The 14,423-nt window shown below is 68.7% G+C and carries 15 protein-coding genes, 1 tRNA gene and 1 pseudogene; 2 read left to right on the top strand and 15 right to left on the bottom strand.

Annotation, left to right across the window (positions count from 1 at the left end; genetic code table 11):
• Positions 1 to 176 precede the first annotated feature (176 nt).
• Entirely contained in the window at positions 177 to 1,142 is a 966-nt protein-coding gene (locus tag QF037_RS00510; protein WP_307020700.1) for an immunity 49 family protein, read from the bottom strand.
• Between the two features lie 52 nt (positions 1,143 to 1,194).
• On the opposite strand from QF037_RS00510, the pseudogene QF037_RS00505 reads away from it, so the two are divergent.
• Positions 1,195 to 1,617: pseudogene (locus QF037_RS00505) on the top strand (transposase); the annotation flags it as partial.
• Between the two features lie 107 nt (positions 1,618 to 1,724).
• Here QF037_RS00505 and QF037_RS00500 read toward each other — a convergent pair.
• The 3 genes from QF037_RS00500 to QF037_RS00490 all read right to left on the bottom strand — a co-directional run bounded on the left by QF037_RS00500 (position 1,725) and on the right by QF037_RS00490 (position 4,143).
• On the bottom strand, positions 1,725 to 2,333 hold the full coding sequence (locus QF037_RS00500; protein ID WP_307020698.1) for a hypothetical protein: 609 nt from the start codon (positions 2,331 to 2,333) through the stop codon (positions 1,725 to 1,727).
• A gap of 1,465 nt (positions 2,334 to 3,798) precedes the next feature.
• Positions 3,799 to 3,993, bottom strand: a complete 195-nt coding sequence (locus tag QF037_RS00495) for a hypothetical protein (protein WP_307020695.1) — start codon at positions 3,991 to 3,993, stop codon at positions 3,799 to 3,801.
• Between the two features lie 24 nt (positions 3,994 to 4,017).
• Positions 4,018 to 4,143 (bottom strand): hypothetical protein, encoded by a 126-nt coding sequence (locus QF037_RS00490; RefSeq protein ID WP_307020693.1) that lies wholly within the window; start codon positions 4,141 to 4,143, stop codon positions 4,018 to 4,020.
• Between the two features lie 277 nt (positions 4,144 to 4,420).
• On the opposite strand from QF037_RS00490, the gene QF037_RS00485 reads away from it, so the two are divergent.
• Entirely contained in the window at positions 4,421 to 4,819 is a 399-nt protein-coding gene (locus QF037_RS00485; protein WP_307020692.1) for an HIT family protein, read from the top strand.
• Here QF037_RS00485 and QF037_RS00480 read toward each other — a convergent pair.
• The 11 genes from QF037_RS00480 to QF037_RS00430 all read right to left on the bottom strand — a co-directional run bounded on the left by QF037_RS00480 (position 4,816) and on the right by QF037_RS00430 (position 14,202).
• Positions 4,816 to 5,913, bottom strand: a complete 1,098-nt coding sequence (locus QF037_RS00480) for a UDP-N-acetylglucosamine--N-acetylmuramyl-(pentapeptide) pyrophosphoryl-undecaprenol N-acetylglucosamine transferase (RefSeq protein WP_307020690.1) — start codon at positions 5,911 to 5,913, stop codon at positions 4,816 to 4,818. The genes QF037_RS00485 and QF037_RS00480 overlap by 4 nt on opposite strands.
• 117 nt (positions 5,914 to 6,030) lie before the next feature.
• Positions 6,031 to 6,105, bottom strand: a tRNA-Ala gene (locus QF037_RS00475).
• A 198-nt stretch (positions 6,106 to 6,303) separates the two neighbouring features.
• Positions 6,304 to 7,968 carry a proline--tRNA ligase gene (locus QF037_RS00470; protein ID WP_307020688.1) on the bottom strand — a complete coding sequence of 555 codons (1,665 nt, stop codon included), beginning with the start codon at positions 7,966 to 7,968 and terminating at the stop codon, positions 6,304 to 6,306.
• The gene (locus tag QF037_RS00465; RefSeq protein WP_307020686.1) at positions 7,965 to 9,071 is read right to left on the bottom strand and encodes a glycosyltransferase family 4 protein; all 1,107 of its coding nucleotides are present in this window, start codon (positions 9,069 to 9,071) and stop codon (positions 7,965 to 7,967) included. Before QF037_RS00465 ends, QF037_RS00470 begins: the two co-directional genes overlap by 4 nt.
• The gene (locus tag QF037_RS00460) at positions 9,068 to 9,799 is read right to left on the bottom strand and encodes a WbqC family protein (protein ID WP_307020682.1); all 732 of its coding nucleotides are present in this window, start codon (positions 9,797 to 9,799) and stop codon (positions 9,068 to 9,070) included. The genes QF037_RS00465 and QF037_RS00460 overlap by 4 nt, the downstream gene beginning before the upstream one ends.
• Positions 9,796 to 10,515 carry a PIG-L deacetylase family protein gene (locus QF037_RS00455; RefSeq protein WP_307020681.1) on the bottom strand — a complete coding sequence of 240 codons (720 nt, stop codon included), beginning with the start codon at positions 10,513 to 10,515 and terminating at the stop codon, positions 9,796 to 9,798. Before QF037_RS00455 ends, QF037_RS00460 begins: the two co-directional genes overlap by 4 nt.
• Before the next feature lie 5 nt (positions 10,516 to 10,520).
• Positions 10,521 to 11,045 (bottom strand): dCTP deaminase, encoded by a 525-nt coding sequence (locus tag QF037_RS00450; RefSeq protein ID WP_307020679.1) that lies wholly within the window; start codon positions 11,043 to 11,045, stop codon positions 10,521 to 10,523.
• Positions 11,042 to 11,596, bottom strand: a complete 555-nt coding sequence (locus QF037_RS00445; protein ID WP_307020677.1) for a dCTP deaminase — start codon at positions 11,594 to 11,596, stop codon at positions 11,042 to 11,044. Before QF037_RS00445 ends, QF037_RS00450 begins: the two co-directional genes overlap by 4 nt.
• Entirely contained in the window at positions 11,593 to 12,405 is an 813-nt protein-coding gene (locus tag QF037_RS00440) for a TauD/TfdA family dioxygenase (RefSeq protein WP_307020675.1), read from the bottom strand. Before QF037_RS00440 ends, QF037_RS00445 begins: the two co-directional genes overlap by 4 nt.
• Complete coding sequence (locus tag QF037_RS00435) at positions 12,398 to 13,567, bottom strand: metallophosphoesterase (protein ID WP_307020673.1); 1,170 nt, start codon at positions 13,565 to 13,567, stop codon at positions 12,398 to 12,400. The genes QF037_RS00440 and QF037_RS00435 overlap by 8 nt, the downstream gene beginning before the upstream one ends.
• On the bottom strand, positions 13,564 to 14,202 hold the full coding sequence (locus QF037_RS00430; protein ID WP_307020671.1) for an rRNA adenine N-6-methyltransferase family protein: 639 nt from the start codon (positions 14,200 to 14,202) through the stop codon (positions 13,564 to 13,566). The genes QF037_RS00435 and QF037_RS00430 overlap by 4 nt, the downstream gene beginning before the upstream one ends.
• Positions 14,203 to 14,423: the final 221 nt, after the last annotated feature.

Raw genomic sequence — 14,423 nt, 5'->3', positions numbered from 1 at the left:
ACGTAACCATGGTCGTGGGTCTCCCGGTTGTTCTGGCCCGGCTCGCGACTCACCCACAGCAGGGGCGTTTGGCCGCGGCAAGGTCGTGCTCGCCGGGTACCGGAAGCGCATCGGGTCGGTGACGTTCCCCGCCACCGCAGAGCAACGTTCTTGGTCGACGCCCGGATGGCCATCTGCTACCGGTTCCCCTCCGCCGCCCGGCGCGGTGCGTCCGGCGATCCCAGCAGACCGTACGGCAGATACCCGGACCGGAGACGGAGTACCCAGCCATGGACCTGGACGGCGAGGCAGGCCAGGGCGAGGGTGCCGAGGGGGAGGAGGGACCGGGGTGCGGGATCACCGGCACCGGCCTCGGCGCTCTCCCGGTACGCGACCAGCCGGGCGACGAGGGCGTTCTCGAAGGTGTGCTGGTCGTCGTCGAGGAGTACGCGGAGCAGCTGCTGGTCCGCGCTCAGCGCGTGGCCGACCTCGTCGAGCCGCCGGGCGGCCTCCGTGCGCTCCCCGGCGTCCGGCTTGCGCAGCGGAACCGTAGGCCAGTCGCGGGGCAGATGCCCGGCTGCCTCGGTGAGATAGGGGCACAGGGCGTCCATGGCGGCGAGGTCGGCGGGGTCGGAGACGGAGGTGTACCGGTTGTAGGGCACGCCGTCACGGATGGCGGGCGCGTAGTCGCCGCGCAGCAGCAACCCGGTGACCCGCTCCCAGTCCCACACATGCCCGCTGACGACACACATCTCGAACATGTCGAGCCAGGTCCGCGCGGTGGGCGCCTCCTTGACGACGTCCCGGAAGGTGATGGGCCCGTCCCCGAACTCGTCGTCGTCCGGGTCCGTGCTGATCCGCTCCCCGACGAGGGGGAACCGGAGTTCCTGGTCCCCGTTCGGGAAGCACATGATGCTCAGCACTCCGTGCATACACTCTGCGGCGGTGACGGCGACCGTGCCGGCCGCAGCGTCGAGCCCCGGCTCCGTCACCGTTCGCGCGGCGACATGGTCGAGCAGTTCGTCAGCCAAGTCCCTAATCAGCGTCGGCGAGATGCTGCCGTACCGCAGCGAGTGCCACCGCGTGTAGGCCCGCCCGTCGATGTCGTCGAGCGCCTCGGCCAACCGCTGCTCGCCGACCTGATGGCATGTCGCATTCCGCACGTACCCCGACCCTTCATGAACTCCACGAGCGGAACTCGACTACAGCCGCGGGCCGGAGAAGACCTGGGTCTACGGTGGTCTGCGTCCGGCCGATGGCCAGGCAGTCACGATGACCGCGTCCTCCCGCAACAGCGTGTTCTACCAGCAGCTCCTGCAACTGATCGAGGACGCCAACCCGGACGGGGAGATCTGGATCGTCACCGATAACCTGTCCAGTCATAACAGCGTGTCCACTCGGACCTGGCTTGAGGACCATCCCCGTATCCACCATGCCTTCATCCCGGTGGGCGCGTGCTGGCTCAACCTGCAGGAAGGCTGGTGGCGCATCTTCCGCAAGGCCGCCCTCACCGGCCGGTCATTCGCCAACCGCGATGACATCAAATACGCCACCACCCTGGCGACCGACCAGCTCAACGCGCATGCGGTCGAGCGTTGTGGAGAACACTGTGAAACTGGCGGTACTGATCGACGCTGACACTCACCGTCGCTGACCCCGTGTGTGGCCGCATGCCGCTATGAAGAGTTTTGCCCTGTCGGAGCCTACGCTGGCGTCTGGGCCAGCGGGGCGCGGCCTAGAGATTCTCATTTCGCTGCCCACACGAGCCCACAGGTGTTGTCGGTGAGGCTGCACCGTGCAACGACCGCCTCGCGATGGCTGTGTGCGAGTGTCTGCTGAAGCGCCTCGCCGAAGTCGGTCATCGGCGATCCGGTCCAGTATCCGTCAACGGTGGTGTCAGCGGCAGCCATCGGATGATCCGTTCGAGGGCACATCGCGATGAAGGTGACGTTCGGGTCGTCGTCCGGTCCCGTGTACAGCTCACTGAAATCGTCCTCGAGCGGGTGCAGGGGGGTGTCGCCCTGGATCGATAGCGCTGTGATGACCACGCCGACTAGTCCGAGAGCCGCTCTATTGAAAATGTGAGCCAAGGTCTCGGCGACGCCCTCGATGACGAGGTGCTCTACCCATTCGTCGCTCGACTCGCCTTCAAGCTCCGAGCGCGGAACCAAGGTCGCCGAACTCGAAATATTGTCATCTCGGCCAGCATCTATCCCCTGGGTATAGACCTCCAGCAATTCCGGTGACAACGGAAGGAAGTCGGAGCCGTCGGGGTCTTGAAAGCCAGCCACGTAGCCGAGTTCCCATATCTCGGCACGCTCCGGATCGTCTGTGAATGGGTTGCTCGCTGCCATGACATCTCCGAACGATACAGAGTCAACAGATCGGAAGACGCGGGCCTGTCCCGCATGGGCGGTGCAGGCCCGCACGTATGGTGACGGGAAGCACGCTCTGATGACCACCACTACCCAGGGGGCCTACTGGTAGAGGGAGTCGACGCCCAATGTCGAGCCGGCAGCTTGCGTTTTGCAACGCCATTTGTCCCGGTAGCCGTGCCTCGGACTCGAGGAAGGCTGGCACCACCAGTAGAAAACGCGGACTCTTCGATCATCCCTCAGTTCGTGATCTGCCGCATCTTGTGCCTGGGTTGGCTACTGGATTGTGCGACGGGAGGCTGCGATCAGAGAACTTCCCTTGCGCAGGTGAGCGTTGAGGGTCGAGGGGCGTGCGTGGCGAGAGCCCGCTCAGGGGCGCGTGGCGGCCGTTGCAGCCAGTTTCCCCTTGAACCACGGATCGCGGCCTACGCGAAGGCCGGGCCATGCGGGCAGGGGGTCGCCATTGATGCAAGACGCTGAGGGCGAGTCTGAGCCCCAATACACGTTCTTTCCCGGTAGTAACTACAACTCGGCGAAAGCGCCGACCGCGGTCTCGAGTGATCCAGATGAGCTTCCGCTGTCCTTCGCCTAGCGTGGAGTTGGGTGTTCGTTCCGGAAAGCGCTTCGGGTAGACGGAGACAGCGCTCTGGAGCTCACGGGCCCAGCGGAGTCGGGGTGTGGCCGCCATGGCTTAGTACCCACGAATTCTCAGTGGCCCAGCGGCCGGACCGTGATGACGGCGCTTGAGACAAAGGCTTGTAGACGGACGGCACGGACGGCGCAATCAGGCTTGTTCAAAGGTTGGTGATGTCGGCGCCGCCACGGGCGGCAGGACCCCCTCCTTCGCTGCGCCGACCGGAGCCGAGCTCGGCGTGGCACGGGCAGCGTCCCTGCCCCACCACGGCCACCTTTTCCACCACCTCTTCGGCGCCGGCACACCGAACCCGGCCCGCGAGGCCCACATGATCCTGGTGGCCCTGGGACTGGCCCTGTACGAGGGCGCCTTCCAGGCCGGTCCGGGCACCCGTATGGCGGCGCTGCCCCTGACGGCACCGATGGAACGACTGCGCCCGGGACCGGACGCGGTCGAGTGCCGCCGGCAGCTTCGCGTCGTGCGGCCCCTGGGCGACCACATGCTCGGCGGGCGGCTGCGCCTGACCGACCTCGCCCGCCTTGAGGCCTGCACCGAACAGGAGTGGGACCGCTGGTGCGAGGCGACCTTCCGGGTGCTCTCGGTCCACCTCAAGGCACGGCGGCGAGCTCAATCCACCAGAGCGAGCACGCCTGACCGACCGCGCGCCCGCCCTCTACATCGGCGAGGACACCTACCACTGGTACAGCGAGCCAGCCCGGGTCCACTAGCCTCCGGGGCCCGTGCCGCCGCCGCGGCCTACTGCGGTGGCGGAAAGACCACGGACCCGCCGTCGACCTCGGACGGGACGGGTCACCTCCGGGTGGATCCCAGGTGGTGGGCGATCTCGTACGGCAGTGACTCGCTGAGGCTGAGGACCGGCTTCAGCAGATCCAGCCAGTACGGATCGACACCCGCAGGGGTCGCCGGGCCCAGCCGGCAGGCATCGGCCTGCCTCCTCGACAGCGGTGTGGCGTCGATGCCCTCGCTGGCGAGCAGGTCGAACATCGCCTCCAGGTTGTTCAGGAGGCGCTACCGGTCGCTCTCGGCCCGCTGCTGGAACTCTTCGTCGCGGTGGGGGCCGAAGGCGGCGGGCGGGGACGGAGAGGGCCACCCGCGGTCCCGCGAGGTGGGCTCCTGGCCGGCCAGCTGTTCCACGGCGGCGGGATCCAGAGGCGGGCGGTCGTTGGTGAGACGGTCGAGGACGGCGATGCCGAGGACGGCGCTTTGGCGCCGGTGCGCTCGGCCATGACGGCGGCTTCGCGCTGCACCGGGAGGCAAACTCCTGTTCGTTAGAAGGGGCTTCAGGTGCAGAAGAGGCCACGCGGACTTCTCTTTTCGATGCGGTGTTCGGGGGTGGATGAGGCGGGTGTGCTGTGGAATAGGGCGGTAATCTTGCGCCTAGATCACCAACAGGCACGGAAAGTGACGAACTGTGACCACTGCTGTTGTGGCCCCCGCGAAAATCTCGGACTTCTATTGCCACCAGGCCATTCCCGGCCTCGTGGAGATCGAGCGGGTGATGGAGACGGACCGGGTGCTGGCGTTCCACCACACCAAGCCCTCACACCCGGTGCACATCGTGGTGGTGCCCAAGGAACACATTCCGTCGCTTGTGGACCTGGGTGCCGGTGGCCCGGAGCTGCTGGCGGAGGTCATGGACGTGGCGGCCAAGGTGGCGGCTCAGGTCACCGAGCAGCACGGTGCCGCCTCGGTGATCACCAACCTGGGCAAGTACCAAGAGTCCAAGCACCTGCACGTGCACGTCGTCCATCGTGGCGAAACCGACGAGGAGATCCTCGCAATGTACGGCCACGGTGACGACGAGGCCTAGCGAGTTCGGCGGCGCCGCGGCCGTGCGGCGGACACCGTCTCGCCGGCGATGCGGCTGGCCGCCTGGTGAATCACCTCAGGGTCAGGCCGGCTGAAACCCGCATGAGCGCCGGCCAGGCGAAGGCAGGCTGCGACGAGCGTGGCGCCGCCAGCGAGGGTGTCGTCGTCCTGGATGACCTGGCAGCGTCCTTGATGGCGCCGCGCATACGCCTCGGCATTCACCAACTGGTCGCCGCGGCTGACGCTGGCCGGCAGCGGGACGAGGACCGCGCGCTTCCCCAGTGCCTCCAGCTCAGCCAGGGTCGTTGCGCCGGCCCTGCCGATGACCAGGTCGGCCAGCCACAGCGCGTCGGTCATGTCCGCGTGCAGGTACTCGAACTGCCAGTAGCCGGCAGTTCCGCCGAGGGACGGGTCGAGGTTGCCCTTGCCGCACACGTGAATCACCGCGAACCGGCTGCGGAGCTGGTCCAGTTGGCTGCGTACGGCGTCGTTGACACGGGCGGATCCGCTGCTGCCGCAGAAGATCAGCAGTACTTCGGCACCGGGCTTGATGCCGAGCTGGCGGCGCAGCCGGTCCGGGTTGCCCTGGGCGAGATCGCCCCGCAAGGGCAGGCCGGTGACGACCGTCTTGCGGGCGAGCCAGCGCGGCGTCTGGGACCGAGCCGGTTCGGAGAGGCAGACGCGAGCGGCCGTGCGGGCGAGGATCCGGTTGGCGAGTCCGAGGGAGTGGTCGGACTCGTGGATGACGACCGGGATGCGGCACAGCCAGGCGGCGATGCCGACGGGGACGGTGACGTAGCCGCCCTTGCTGAACACGACGTCGGGACGCTCACGGCGCATCGCCTTCCAGGCGGCGCCGATACCGCGCAGGACGGTGAAAGGCATCCACAGATTGCTCCATGAGCCGTAGCGCTTCAGGCCGGCGGACGGCACGGAGCGGAAGCGGATATCGGCTTTCTCGGCATACTCCTCCTCAATGCTTCCATCCCGTCCGAAGAACACGAGTGCGTTCCCGCTCTGTGCGAGCTGGGTGGCGACGGAAAGAGCGGGAACAACGTGCCCGGCGCTGCCGCCGCCGGTGATCGCAATTTTCATCAATATCGTTTCCGGGTTCACAAGCCCTTATATGCGGGAGTTCGATATTCCTTCAGCCGGTACCCCTGCAACCGGTCACGGCCGATAGTCGGTCACGGGCGCGGGTACTGGCTGGGCTGGTCGGGCCGGCTGGACTTGAACCAGCTCCTCGGCAACGCTTTTGCCGTGCTCCACCGCTTGAGCTACGACCCGTTCACTGTGGTGCCATCACGCTAGGGGCCGCCGTATTCGGTCGTCAACGCGATCGACGGAATACCGGCGGAGTTTTAGCCATCGCTCACTCGCGCGAATAGAGTGCTGCTTTTCTATGTACGGGCATGCCGAATAGCGTCGCTGTGACGGGGGCTGCAGCGACGCCATTTCAGTCCGAGCTGACGGTGTTGCCTGGGGTTATCCGCTGGAGGCGAGCTGGGGAATGTGGCTGGATTCGGTGACGGCGGTGCGTCCGGTCCAGCGGCTGATGACTTCGATCTCCTCGGCGGGGCGTTCGGGAGAGAGGACGGCGGCGTGCGGCAGGCCCAGCAGGCGGGCGTAGCGGAGCTTCTCGCCGGCGGGCAGGGGCCGGTCGTCGACGAAGAGGCTCAGGCCGCGGGCGGTGAGGTCCTGCACGAGCCGGTCGGTGCGCTCTTGCATCTGCGGCTGGTCGGCGCGCAGCACGGTGAGATGGACGTCGGCTGGCCCGGTGTCGGGCTTCCAGCGCAGGCCGTGATGGTCACGGTGGAGGGCGGCGGCCGTCTGCATACAGCGGGTGATGCCGATGCCGGAGCACGCCATCCAGGGGACGGCCTGGCGGCCGGTGGGATCGGTGAAGGCGAGCTTCATCGGCTGGGAGTACTGGGTGCCGAGTTCGAAGACGTGAGCGACTTCGACCGCGCGTACGGCGCGGTGGGTCCCGGGGCACAGGGTGCACCGGCTGCCGTCCGACGCCTCGGCGAGGTCGCGGCCGTGCGGGCTCAGCGCGCGCAGATGCTGGTCCCCATCCCAGGTCACGCCGCTGCGCAGCCCGTCCGCCCCGTCCGAGATCGCGAATTCGTCCAGGTCGGCGACGGAATCGTCGAACAATAGGAGGGCGTCGGGGTTGGCCGCGGCGTCCCACGGGGTGAGGGTCCCGGCCTCTTTGCCGAGGATTGCGGGAAGGTCCTGCGGCTCGAGGAGGGCGACCTTCAGGGCGCCGGTTGCGGCGACGACTTTGCGGGCGCTGACCTTGAGGTCGGACCGGACGGCCACGGCGGCCGGCTGGATGTGACCGTCAGGATGGGTCAGGACGAAGCCGATCACGTTGACGACGGGCGCGCCGGGCGGCGGCGAGGGCCGCGCGGGTGTGACGGCACCGTCGCCGCGGTTGCCGCAGTGGTCGCAGGCCACGATGGTGCTCTGCCCGGCGTTGGACAGCACCAGGTGCTCGGTACTGGGGCCGGCGGAGATGGCGCCGCCGTCGGCCGGGGCCTGGAACACGCCGCTCAGCCCCATGCCGGTCAAGGCGGCCGTGCAGGCATTGTTGAGGAAGTCCACCGACTCGCGCATGCCGTCGGCCGAGGTGTCGAACGTGTAGGCGTCGGCCATGGTGAACTCGCGGCCGCGCATCAGCCCACCGCGCGGGGAGAGCTCGTCCCGGAACTTGCTCGTGGACAGGAACAGCCGCACGGGCAGATCCCGGAAGGAACTCAGATACTCGCGAACTGTCGCGGCCGCGATCTCCTCCGAGGTCGGCGCGAGGCACATCTCCTCTCCGCTGGAGCTGCGCAGCGTCAGCAGAGCGCCTTCGCGCTGGTAGGTGCGCCACCGGCCGGTCTGCTCCCACAGGCGGCGGCTCTGCAGAGTGGGGGCGGCGAAGGCGAGCGCGCCGCGCTCCTCGAACGCGCTCCGGGCGATCGCCGACATCCGGTCGTGGACCCGCAGGCCGAGCGGCAGGAGCGTGTGGACGCCGGTGGCCGCGGTGCGGGCCACCAGGCCCAGGTGGTAGAGAAGATCGAGGGTGGAGTCGGTGGCCTCGCCCACTCCACGGCGGACCGGCGGCCACATCCGGCTGGCATACAACGCAGTCGCGGCGGTCATCGGAGCCCTTTGATCGCGGTACGGGACAGACGGGTCAGCTGTGCGGCGGTGTTGGCGATGTTGTGCCGGCGGGCGTTGGCCGCGGCCGCGCTGTGCAGGGACTGCCGCAGTGGCAGGTCGGCGCCCACGCGGTCGATGAGCCTGGCGAGCGCAGGAGCGTCACCGGGCTTGTAGACCAGGCCGCCATCCAGAAGGGTGTCGACCAGGCCGGGCAGGTCGCCGTAGAGCACCGGCAGGCCGTGGGCCTGGGCTTCTACGGCGACCAGGCCGAAGGCTTCCAGCTGGCGGGTGGTGAACACGAACGCGTCGAAGCCGGGGAACATGCTCCACAAGTCCTCGCGCGGCATGAACGGCATGAAGGTGACTCGCTCGTCCAGGCCGAGGCTGTGCGTGCGCTCCTTGAGCAGCGGCAATTCGCTGCCGCTGCCGATCACGGTGAGGTGGTGCCTGGTCCGGGTGAGGGCGAGGGCCTGGATCACGGTGATGGTGGACTTGTTGGCGTCCAGGCGGCCGGCGTGCAGCAGGTTGAGGCAGGCCCAGGGCCGTGGCACAGCAGTCGGCGCGGGTGGGAGAGGAACGCCCCAGGGAACGGTTGTCAGCCGGTCGGTGTAGACATGGTCAGTGAGCCGGTCCACCTCGAAGCCCAGTGCCGGGTTCGGGACGACCACCTTCGAACTGGCGGCCACGACCTCGGTGAAGACCTCCAGAGCCTGTTCGCTTTCGCGGGCTGCGATGACATCGGTGCCGTGCGCGACGGACACCACGGGGATGGGGCCGGCCGCGCGGGCGAAAGCGAGCGCGAGCCCGAACCCGAGGTGCTGGGCGTGGAGAAGGTCGGGCCGGTGAGCGCGGATGAGGTCGCCGACCTCGTCCGTCAGCTGGGTTGCGTAGGCCTCGAAGCCGGGGCCGTAGGGCTGTTTGTCGGCGGCGAGCAGGGCGGTCTCGGGGAAGTTGTGCTTCCAGGTGCCGCTGCCCGGCAGGCCCAGGAACAGCACCCGGAACTCGTCGGCGAGCCGCTCGTAGACGTCGCTGCACCAGATGGTCGACCCGCACGAGGGCTCCATCGGCAGGTCGATCCCGGTCATGATCAGCGGGCGGGTCATGTCGCACTTCCCTTCTCCGCGAGCGGGAGGTAGGTCGCGAACGAGGCGCGCAGCAGCGCGGCGGTGCCGGCCCATCCCAGGGCGCATACCGCGTCGATGGCGGACAGGCCTGGCAGGAATTGCTGGCGGGGCCATGCTTGGGCGTACTCCGGGTGGCGGCCGGTGAACTCGTTCCACCGCACCGCCACCTGGTGGCGTTCCAGCTCGGCGGTGTCGAGGTACTCGCGGGTGCCGGAGCCGGCCCACAGCACATGTTCCCCGGCGGTCGCACAGATTCGGGCCAGGCGTTCGGTCTTGTCGTCTGCGGTGATCTTCATCTGGGAGGTGCGCAGCAGACGCGTCTGGGAGCCGAGGGCGGTGGCGATGGCGGTGATCAGGCTGATGTTGAGGTCCGCCAGGTGTGTGTGGCCCGCCGTCAGCGCAGGACGCAGCACGTTCAGGGCCTCGTCGATGTGGGTGGTGCGGGCGTAGGCGAGGCGGATCTGGCGCAGCATCAGGTCGGGGTCGAAGGAAGGTGCGATCCGGGTGTCCTTGATTAGCTGCCCGGTCTCCCGGATGACCGGCACGGTCAGCCAGGCGATCCCGTCTGCGGTCTTGATGCGGTTGCGGTTCTGCCAGCCGCCCTGGGTGTACTGCACGTCGTCATAGAAGGCGACCGTGTCGCAGCCGAGCAGGGTTTCGCAGAACCCCAGCCACGGGGCGAACGACGGCTGTTCGATGTAGATCAAGGTTGGGGGTCCTCTGGCGAGAGAGTGAAGGCGAGGGTGAGCAGGGTGGTCTCGAAGGCTTCGAAGGCGCGTCCATCGGCCGTGGCTGCGGGACGCAGGGACCATCCGGCCTGAGCGGCACGGTGGCGGGTGTACTGCGGACTCAGGTACCAGCGCCCGCCCTGACTGTGGTGCGCGGTCAGGGCCCGGACCTTGTCGTCGAGGACGTCGGTGATGTCGACGAGGACGGTCGGTCTGAAGCCGGAGCGGGGAGCGTGGGGTTCGCCGTGGAGCACGGTGTGGCAGGTCGGCACCCGGGTAGCGGCGTTCGCGGCGGCCGCGGCGATCGCGAGGTGGTCCTGGTGGTCGTTGGCCGCTCGTGGGCTGTGAGTGATCAGCAGCCCGCATTTCAGCCGGTTGAGCTCGGCTTCCAGGCGGGAGATCAGGGGGAGGTCGGCCTTCAGCGCGCCGTCGGGCAGGTGGAGGAAGACCGTGTCGATGCCCGTGTCGTGCCAGGCAGCGGTGACCTCCTTCTCCCGCTCGTCCTCGGTGAGTTGGCGCCCAGCGTCGGCGACCGACACTCCGTTCGCGCCATGAGTGACGACGACGACCGACACCACCGCGCCGGACTCGCGGGCCTTGCGCAGCGTGCCGTAGCACATCAGTTCGGCATCGTCGGGGTGGGCGACCACGGCGACCACCCGCTCCACCGGGCCGCTGGAGGACGTGGAGGACACGGGCGTCACCGGGCCTCGAGATCGCGGTGGACCAGCGACGGCTGTGGCCCGTCGGATCCCTGGTACTTCCCGTCGTAGAGGACGATGTCCCCGAGAGGGACCCAGAAGGTCACCTGCCCGATCAGCAGACCGGGATAGATCCGCACGCCCTGTACGGCGTGCAGTTGCAGCGTGAGCTGCCCGTAGGAGCCGATGTCGATGAGGTCGGCGGTGCAGTGGACGAAAAGCCCCAGGCGCGCGATAGAGGAGCGGGCGCGGATGATCGGTACGTAATAGTCGCTGCCGATCCTCTCGCGGGTGGAGGCAAGGTAGATGCGGTCGGGCTCCAGCACCATGCCCTCGCTGGGGATGGTGTGCACCTCGAAGGGGTTCTCGCGGGCGCAGTCGAGGACTTCGTCGGTGTACCAGCCGATGCGCTCGCCCAGGTGGAAATCGTAGGAGTTCGGCTGGAGTCGTTGCTCGTCGTACGGGGCGATCTGGATTGCCCCGCCCTTGACCTGTGCGGCGATTTCGGGACCGGTGAGGATCACGCGGCGGCCCCCTGCCGTACGGGGGCCGCACCGAGGCCGGCGGCCGCGCGCGGGGAACACGCGGTGGGCTCACTGATTCCGCCATAGAGCCCGTCGTAGGGCATGCGGGCACCGACCGGTTTCCAGAAGCTCACCTGACCGACGCGCATGTGCGGGTAGACCCGCAGAGGCTGAACGACCTTGATCTCCAGGGTCCACTGATGGGCGGAGCCGAGGTTTCCGAGGTCGGCGGAGATCTGCAGGAACATGCCCAGCCTGCCGAGTGAGGACCGGCCGATCAGGCTCGTCACGTACTCGTCTCCGCCGACGGTCTCCATCGTCGCGCCCAGGTACACGACACCCGGACGCAGGACGTACCCCTTGTCGGGCAGTTCGATGACGGCCGTCTCTGCCAGGCGCATCGGATCGGTGGGATCGCTGACGACCTGCTTCAGCGTCCTGCCGAGGCGGTAGTTGTAGCTGTTGGGGTTCAGCAGATCCGAGTCGTACGGGGTGATGGTGAGCTGTCCGGCCGCAACCGACGCGTGGATCTCGGGGCCTGTGAGGATCATCGCGTGCCTCCGAACGCTCCCGCGCCGATGTACGTCTGACGCAGCAGCCGCCGCTCGTCGGCGGGGTAGCAGTTCTGGCCGTCGCCGAGCGGCATCCGGCCGTGCGCGTAGCGGTGCTGGTCGAAGATGAGCAGGTCGCCTGGCTGCAGGCGGATGGTCGAGCGGCAGACGGAGACCGCGTTGACGAAGCGGCCGAACGCGGCGGCGGTCGACTTGGGTTCTTCGGCGTGGACGAGTTCGCCGCGGTCAAGGTGCGGGCCCATCTTGGCGGTGAACCGGATCGGCGCGCTGCCGTCGATCCGCTGCGGCAGGACGGGAAACTGTTCCAGGCTCTCGCCGACGCCGTGCACGCCCTCGTCGGCAAAGTAGGAGAAGACCGGCTCGGCGAGGAGCCTACGGTCGGTGTCCGAGAGCGCGTCGGCGGCCTGCCAGAGGTCGGCCAGCGCTGATGCCCCACCTCCCACCGGGTCGGCGCGGACGCAGTACAGGGCGATGTAGCGCGGGAGGCGGTCCCGGTCGACCAGGTCGACGTGCAGCCGATTCTCCCCGACGCCGTGCGTGCGCCCGGGATCGGCGGCCAGGCTGACCGACAGGTCGCTCCAGCAGCCGTCGCTCGGATACACGGACACGACGGGGCCAAGGCTGGACAACAGGCTCAGGCTGAGCTCCAGGTTCAGCGCGTGGTCCTGTCCCTCGAACTGGACCAGGGCGCGGCCGGCGCCCGGGCCGGTGACGGCGTCGGCCAACTGGCCGGGCGCGTACGGGCCGCTGGTCAGTTCGCGGCCATCCAGGGTCAGCACATCACTCATGAGGACTCCGAACGAGATCGGTGAGGGCGTCGCGCAGAGTGCGCGGGGGATAGACGGGGCGCGCGGACAAGCCGAGACGGCCAGCGACATAGCTGGTAGTCGCGACCGTGCCCGGGCCCGGAGCAGAGTCGGAGGTGGCGGCGATGAGTTCCTCGCCGACGGCCTGAGCGCGGGCCGTCAGGACATCGAGGGGGCACGCCGTGTCCAAGAGAACGAGGTCACTGTCGAACGGCGCGCAGTCCATAAGGTCCCGGCGGGTCACGGTCTGCGGCAGACCGCCGCGAAGGGTGTACAGGTTGAGCGCAAACGTGTGCGTTCCAAGGCTGCTGCGGGCCTGGGCGGCGAGGCGGCGAGCGACCTCGGCGCGGTCTGCCAGCGGCGCGTCCAGGCTGCCGAGAAGCTCGTTGGCCCACGTCCCGTAGGCGCACAGGTCCGCTTCCAGGTCGTCGACGCACGGCGAAGAGGGGACGCAGATCTCCGGTGCGACACGGCGGGGACCGGACGAATCGAGGTGCAGGCGCAGCATGCCGGCTCCGGACGCCGGCGGCTTCGCGACGTGCCGGCCCGCCTCCGTCCAGTGCGACCACGGAGAGTGGCAGTGGCCAGCCACAACCACATCGAGCGGCCAGCCGGCCTCCTGATCGGCGACATCGGCGAGGAAGCCCGTGTGGCTGACCCCGATGACGAAGTCCGCGCCGGCCTCCCGCAGCCGGGCCGTCTCCGCCCCGATCAGCTCCGCGGTCGGGTCGCAATACGTGAAGTCGGCCCGCTCCTCGTCGGGGATCGTCCCGAAGGCCTGCCGCCCCAGATAGCCGACGACGCCCAGGCGGTGCGCGCCTCGTTCCAGCATCAGGCCGCTTACCCAGCGCCCCGCAAACGCGGCCGGCGGGCGGAGGTTGGCGCAGACCACCGGCGGGAAGCGCACCGGGTCCCTCAGGCGCATCAGATCGGGAAGATCGTGGTTACCGGGGACGACGGCGTCGTACAGCTCCGACAACAGCCGCTCCTCGACCCGCCCCTGAGAGAAGGCATGGAAGGCGCTCCCGGAGAAGAAGTCCCCGGCGTCGACGACCACTGCACCGTTCGCCTTCGCCGAACGGATGGCGGTGAAAGCGGCGCGGCCGTCGGGGAGAGCGGAATGGAAACAGCCGGTGGCGATCACTTCAAACACGGCAGGTTCCTCTCGACGACCACCACGCGCAGGACCGTCGGCGCAGGCGGGTAGAAGTCCGCCCGCGCGATGCCGTCCACCTCCTCGACCCGCAGGCCGCTGGCTGGGTCGTCCGCCAGTTGCTCGGCGCCGAGGCTCGGCATGACCACCAGGCCGCGCACCAGCAGCGGGGAGCCGAACACGTGGCGGACCAGAGCGGCGGCCAGCTCCGGCGCGAACGGCATGATCGACACAAGCGTGCTGCCGGCCTCCAGACCTTGGGTGAGGTCGACGCGGCGGACGTCGGCGATCGTGATCCGGGCGCTGTCGCCGAACTCGCCGAGCTGCTTCTCCAGCGGGCGCCGCAGCCGCGCGTCCTTCTCCACCGCCCAGATGCGGTAGCCGGCCCCGGCGATCGTCGCGGACAGCGTGCCCAGGCCCGCGCCGACCTCGAGGACCTGGGCCCCGCTCGGTATCTCCGCCCGATCCAGGAGCCGGCGGGCTGATTCGGGCGAACGGAGGAAGTGTTGCCCCAGGTCCGCGCGCACCGGCAGCCCGCTGGCCGCGAAATCGTCGGCGAGGAGCGGGGCCGGGGCAGTGCCGAGGAGCGGGGCCGGGGCAGTGCCGAGGAGCGGTGAGTGCTGCATCACTGAGTTCCCTTCACGATGCATGCGCGCGACGCCGGTGTCCGGCGTACTGGTGATGGAGAGAATTCCGAGCCTGTGGGTGCTGGCCCAGATCGTCTTGAGGGCCAGCACCTGGTCGCTGGGGTGACCGAGTGTCGGCCAACCGTTCGTGCAGCAAAAGGAGTTGACGGTCATCCCCCGGTAATCCCGGTGGGCTCGCGGCTACGCTCAGTGCAGGCACC

The organism is Streptomyces canus (genome assembly GCF_030815415.1).
GTDB classification, from domain to species: domain Bacteria; phylum Actinomycetota; class Actinomycetes; order Streptomycetales; family Streptomycetaceae; genus Streptomyces; species Streptomyces canus_F.
Note: the sequence above shows the minus strand (reverse complement) of the source record. Positions and strands in the feature narration are given on the sequence as shown.

Coding starts and splice junctions, on each gene's coding strand:
- QF037_RS00495 (WP_307020695.1), bottom strand. CDS start 3,993: ATGTTCGACCTGCTCGCCAGCGAGGGCATCGACGCCACACCGCTGTCG.
- QF037_RS00480 (WP_307020690.1), bottom strand. CDS start 5,913: ATGAAAATTGCGATCACCGGCGGCGGCAGCGCCGGGCACGTTGTTCCC.
- QF037_RS00500 (WP_307020698.1), bottom strand. CDS start 2,333: ATGGCAGCGAGCAACCCATTCACAGACGATCCGGAGCGTGCCGAGATA.
- QF037_RS00465 (WP_307020686.1), bottom strand. CDS start 9,071: ATGACCCGCCCGCTGATCATGACCGGGATCGACCTGCCGATGGAGCCC.
- QF037_RS00470 (WP_307020688.1), bottom strand. CDS start 7,968: ATGACCGCCGCGACTGCGTTGTATGCCAGCCGGATGTGGCCGCCGGTC.
- QF037_RS00445 (WP_307020677.1), bottom strand. CDS start 11,596: ATGATCCTCACAGGCCCCGAGATCCACGCGTCGGTTGCGGCCGGACAG.
- QF037_RS00430 (WP_307020671.1), bottom strand. CDS start 14,202: ATGCAGCACTCACCGCTCCTCGGCACTGCCCCGGCCCCGCTCCTCGGC.
- QF037_RS00440 (WP_307020675.1), bottom strand. CDS start 12,405: ATGAGTGATGTGCTGACCCTGGATGGCCGCGAACTGACCAGCGGCCCG.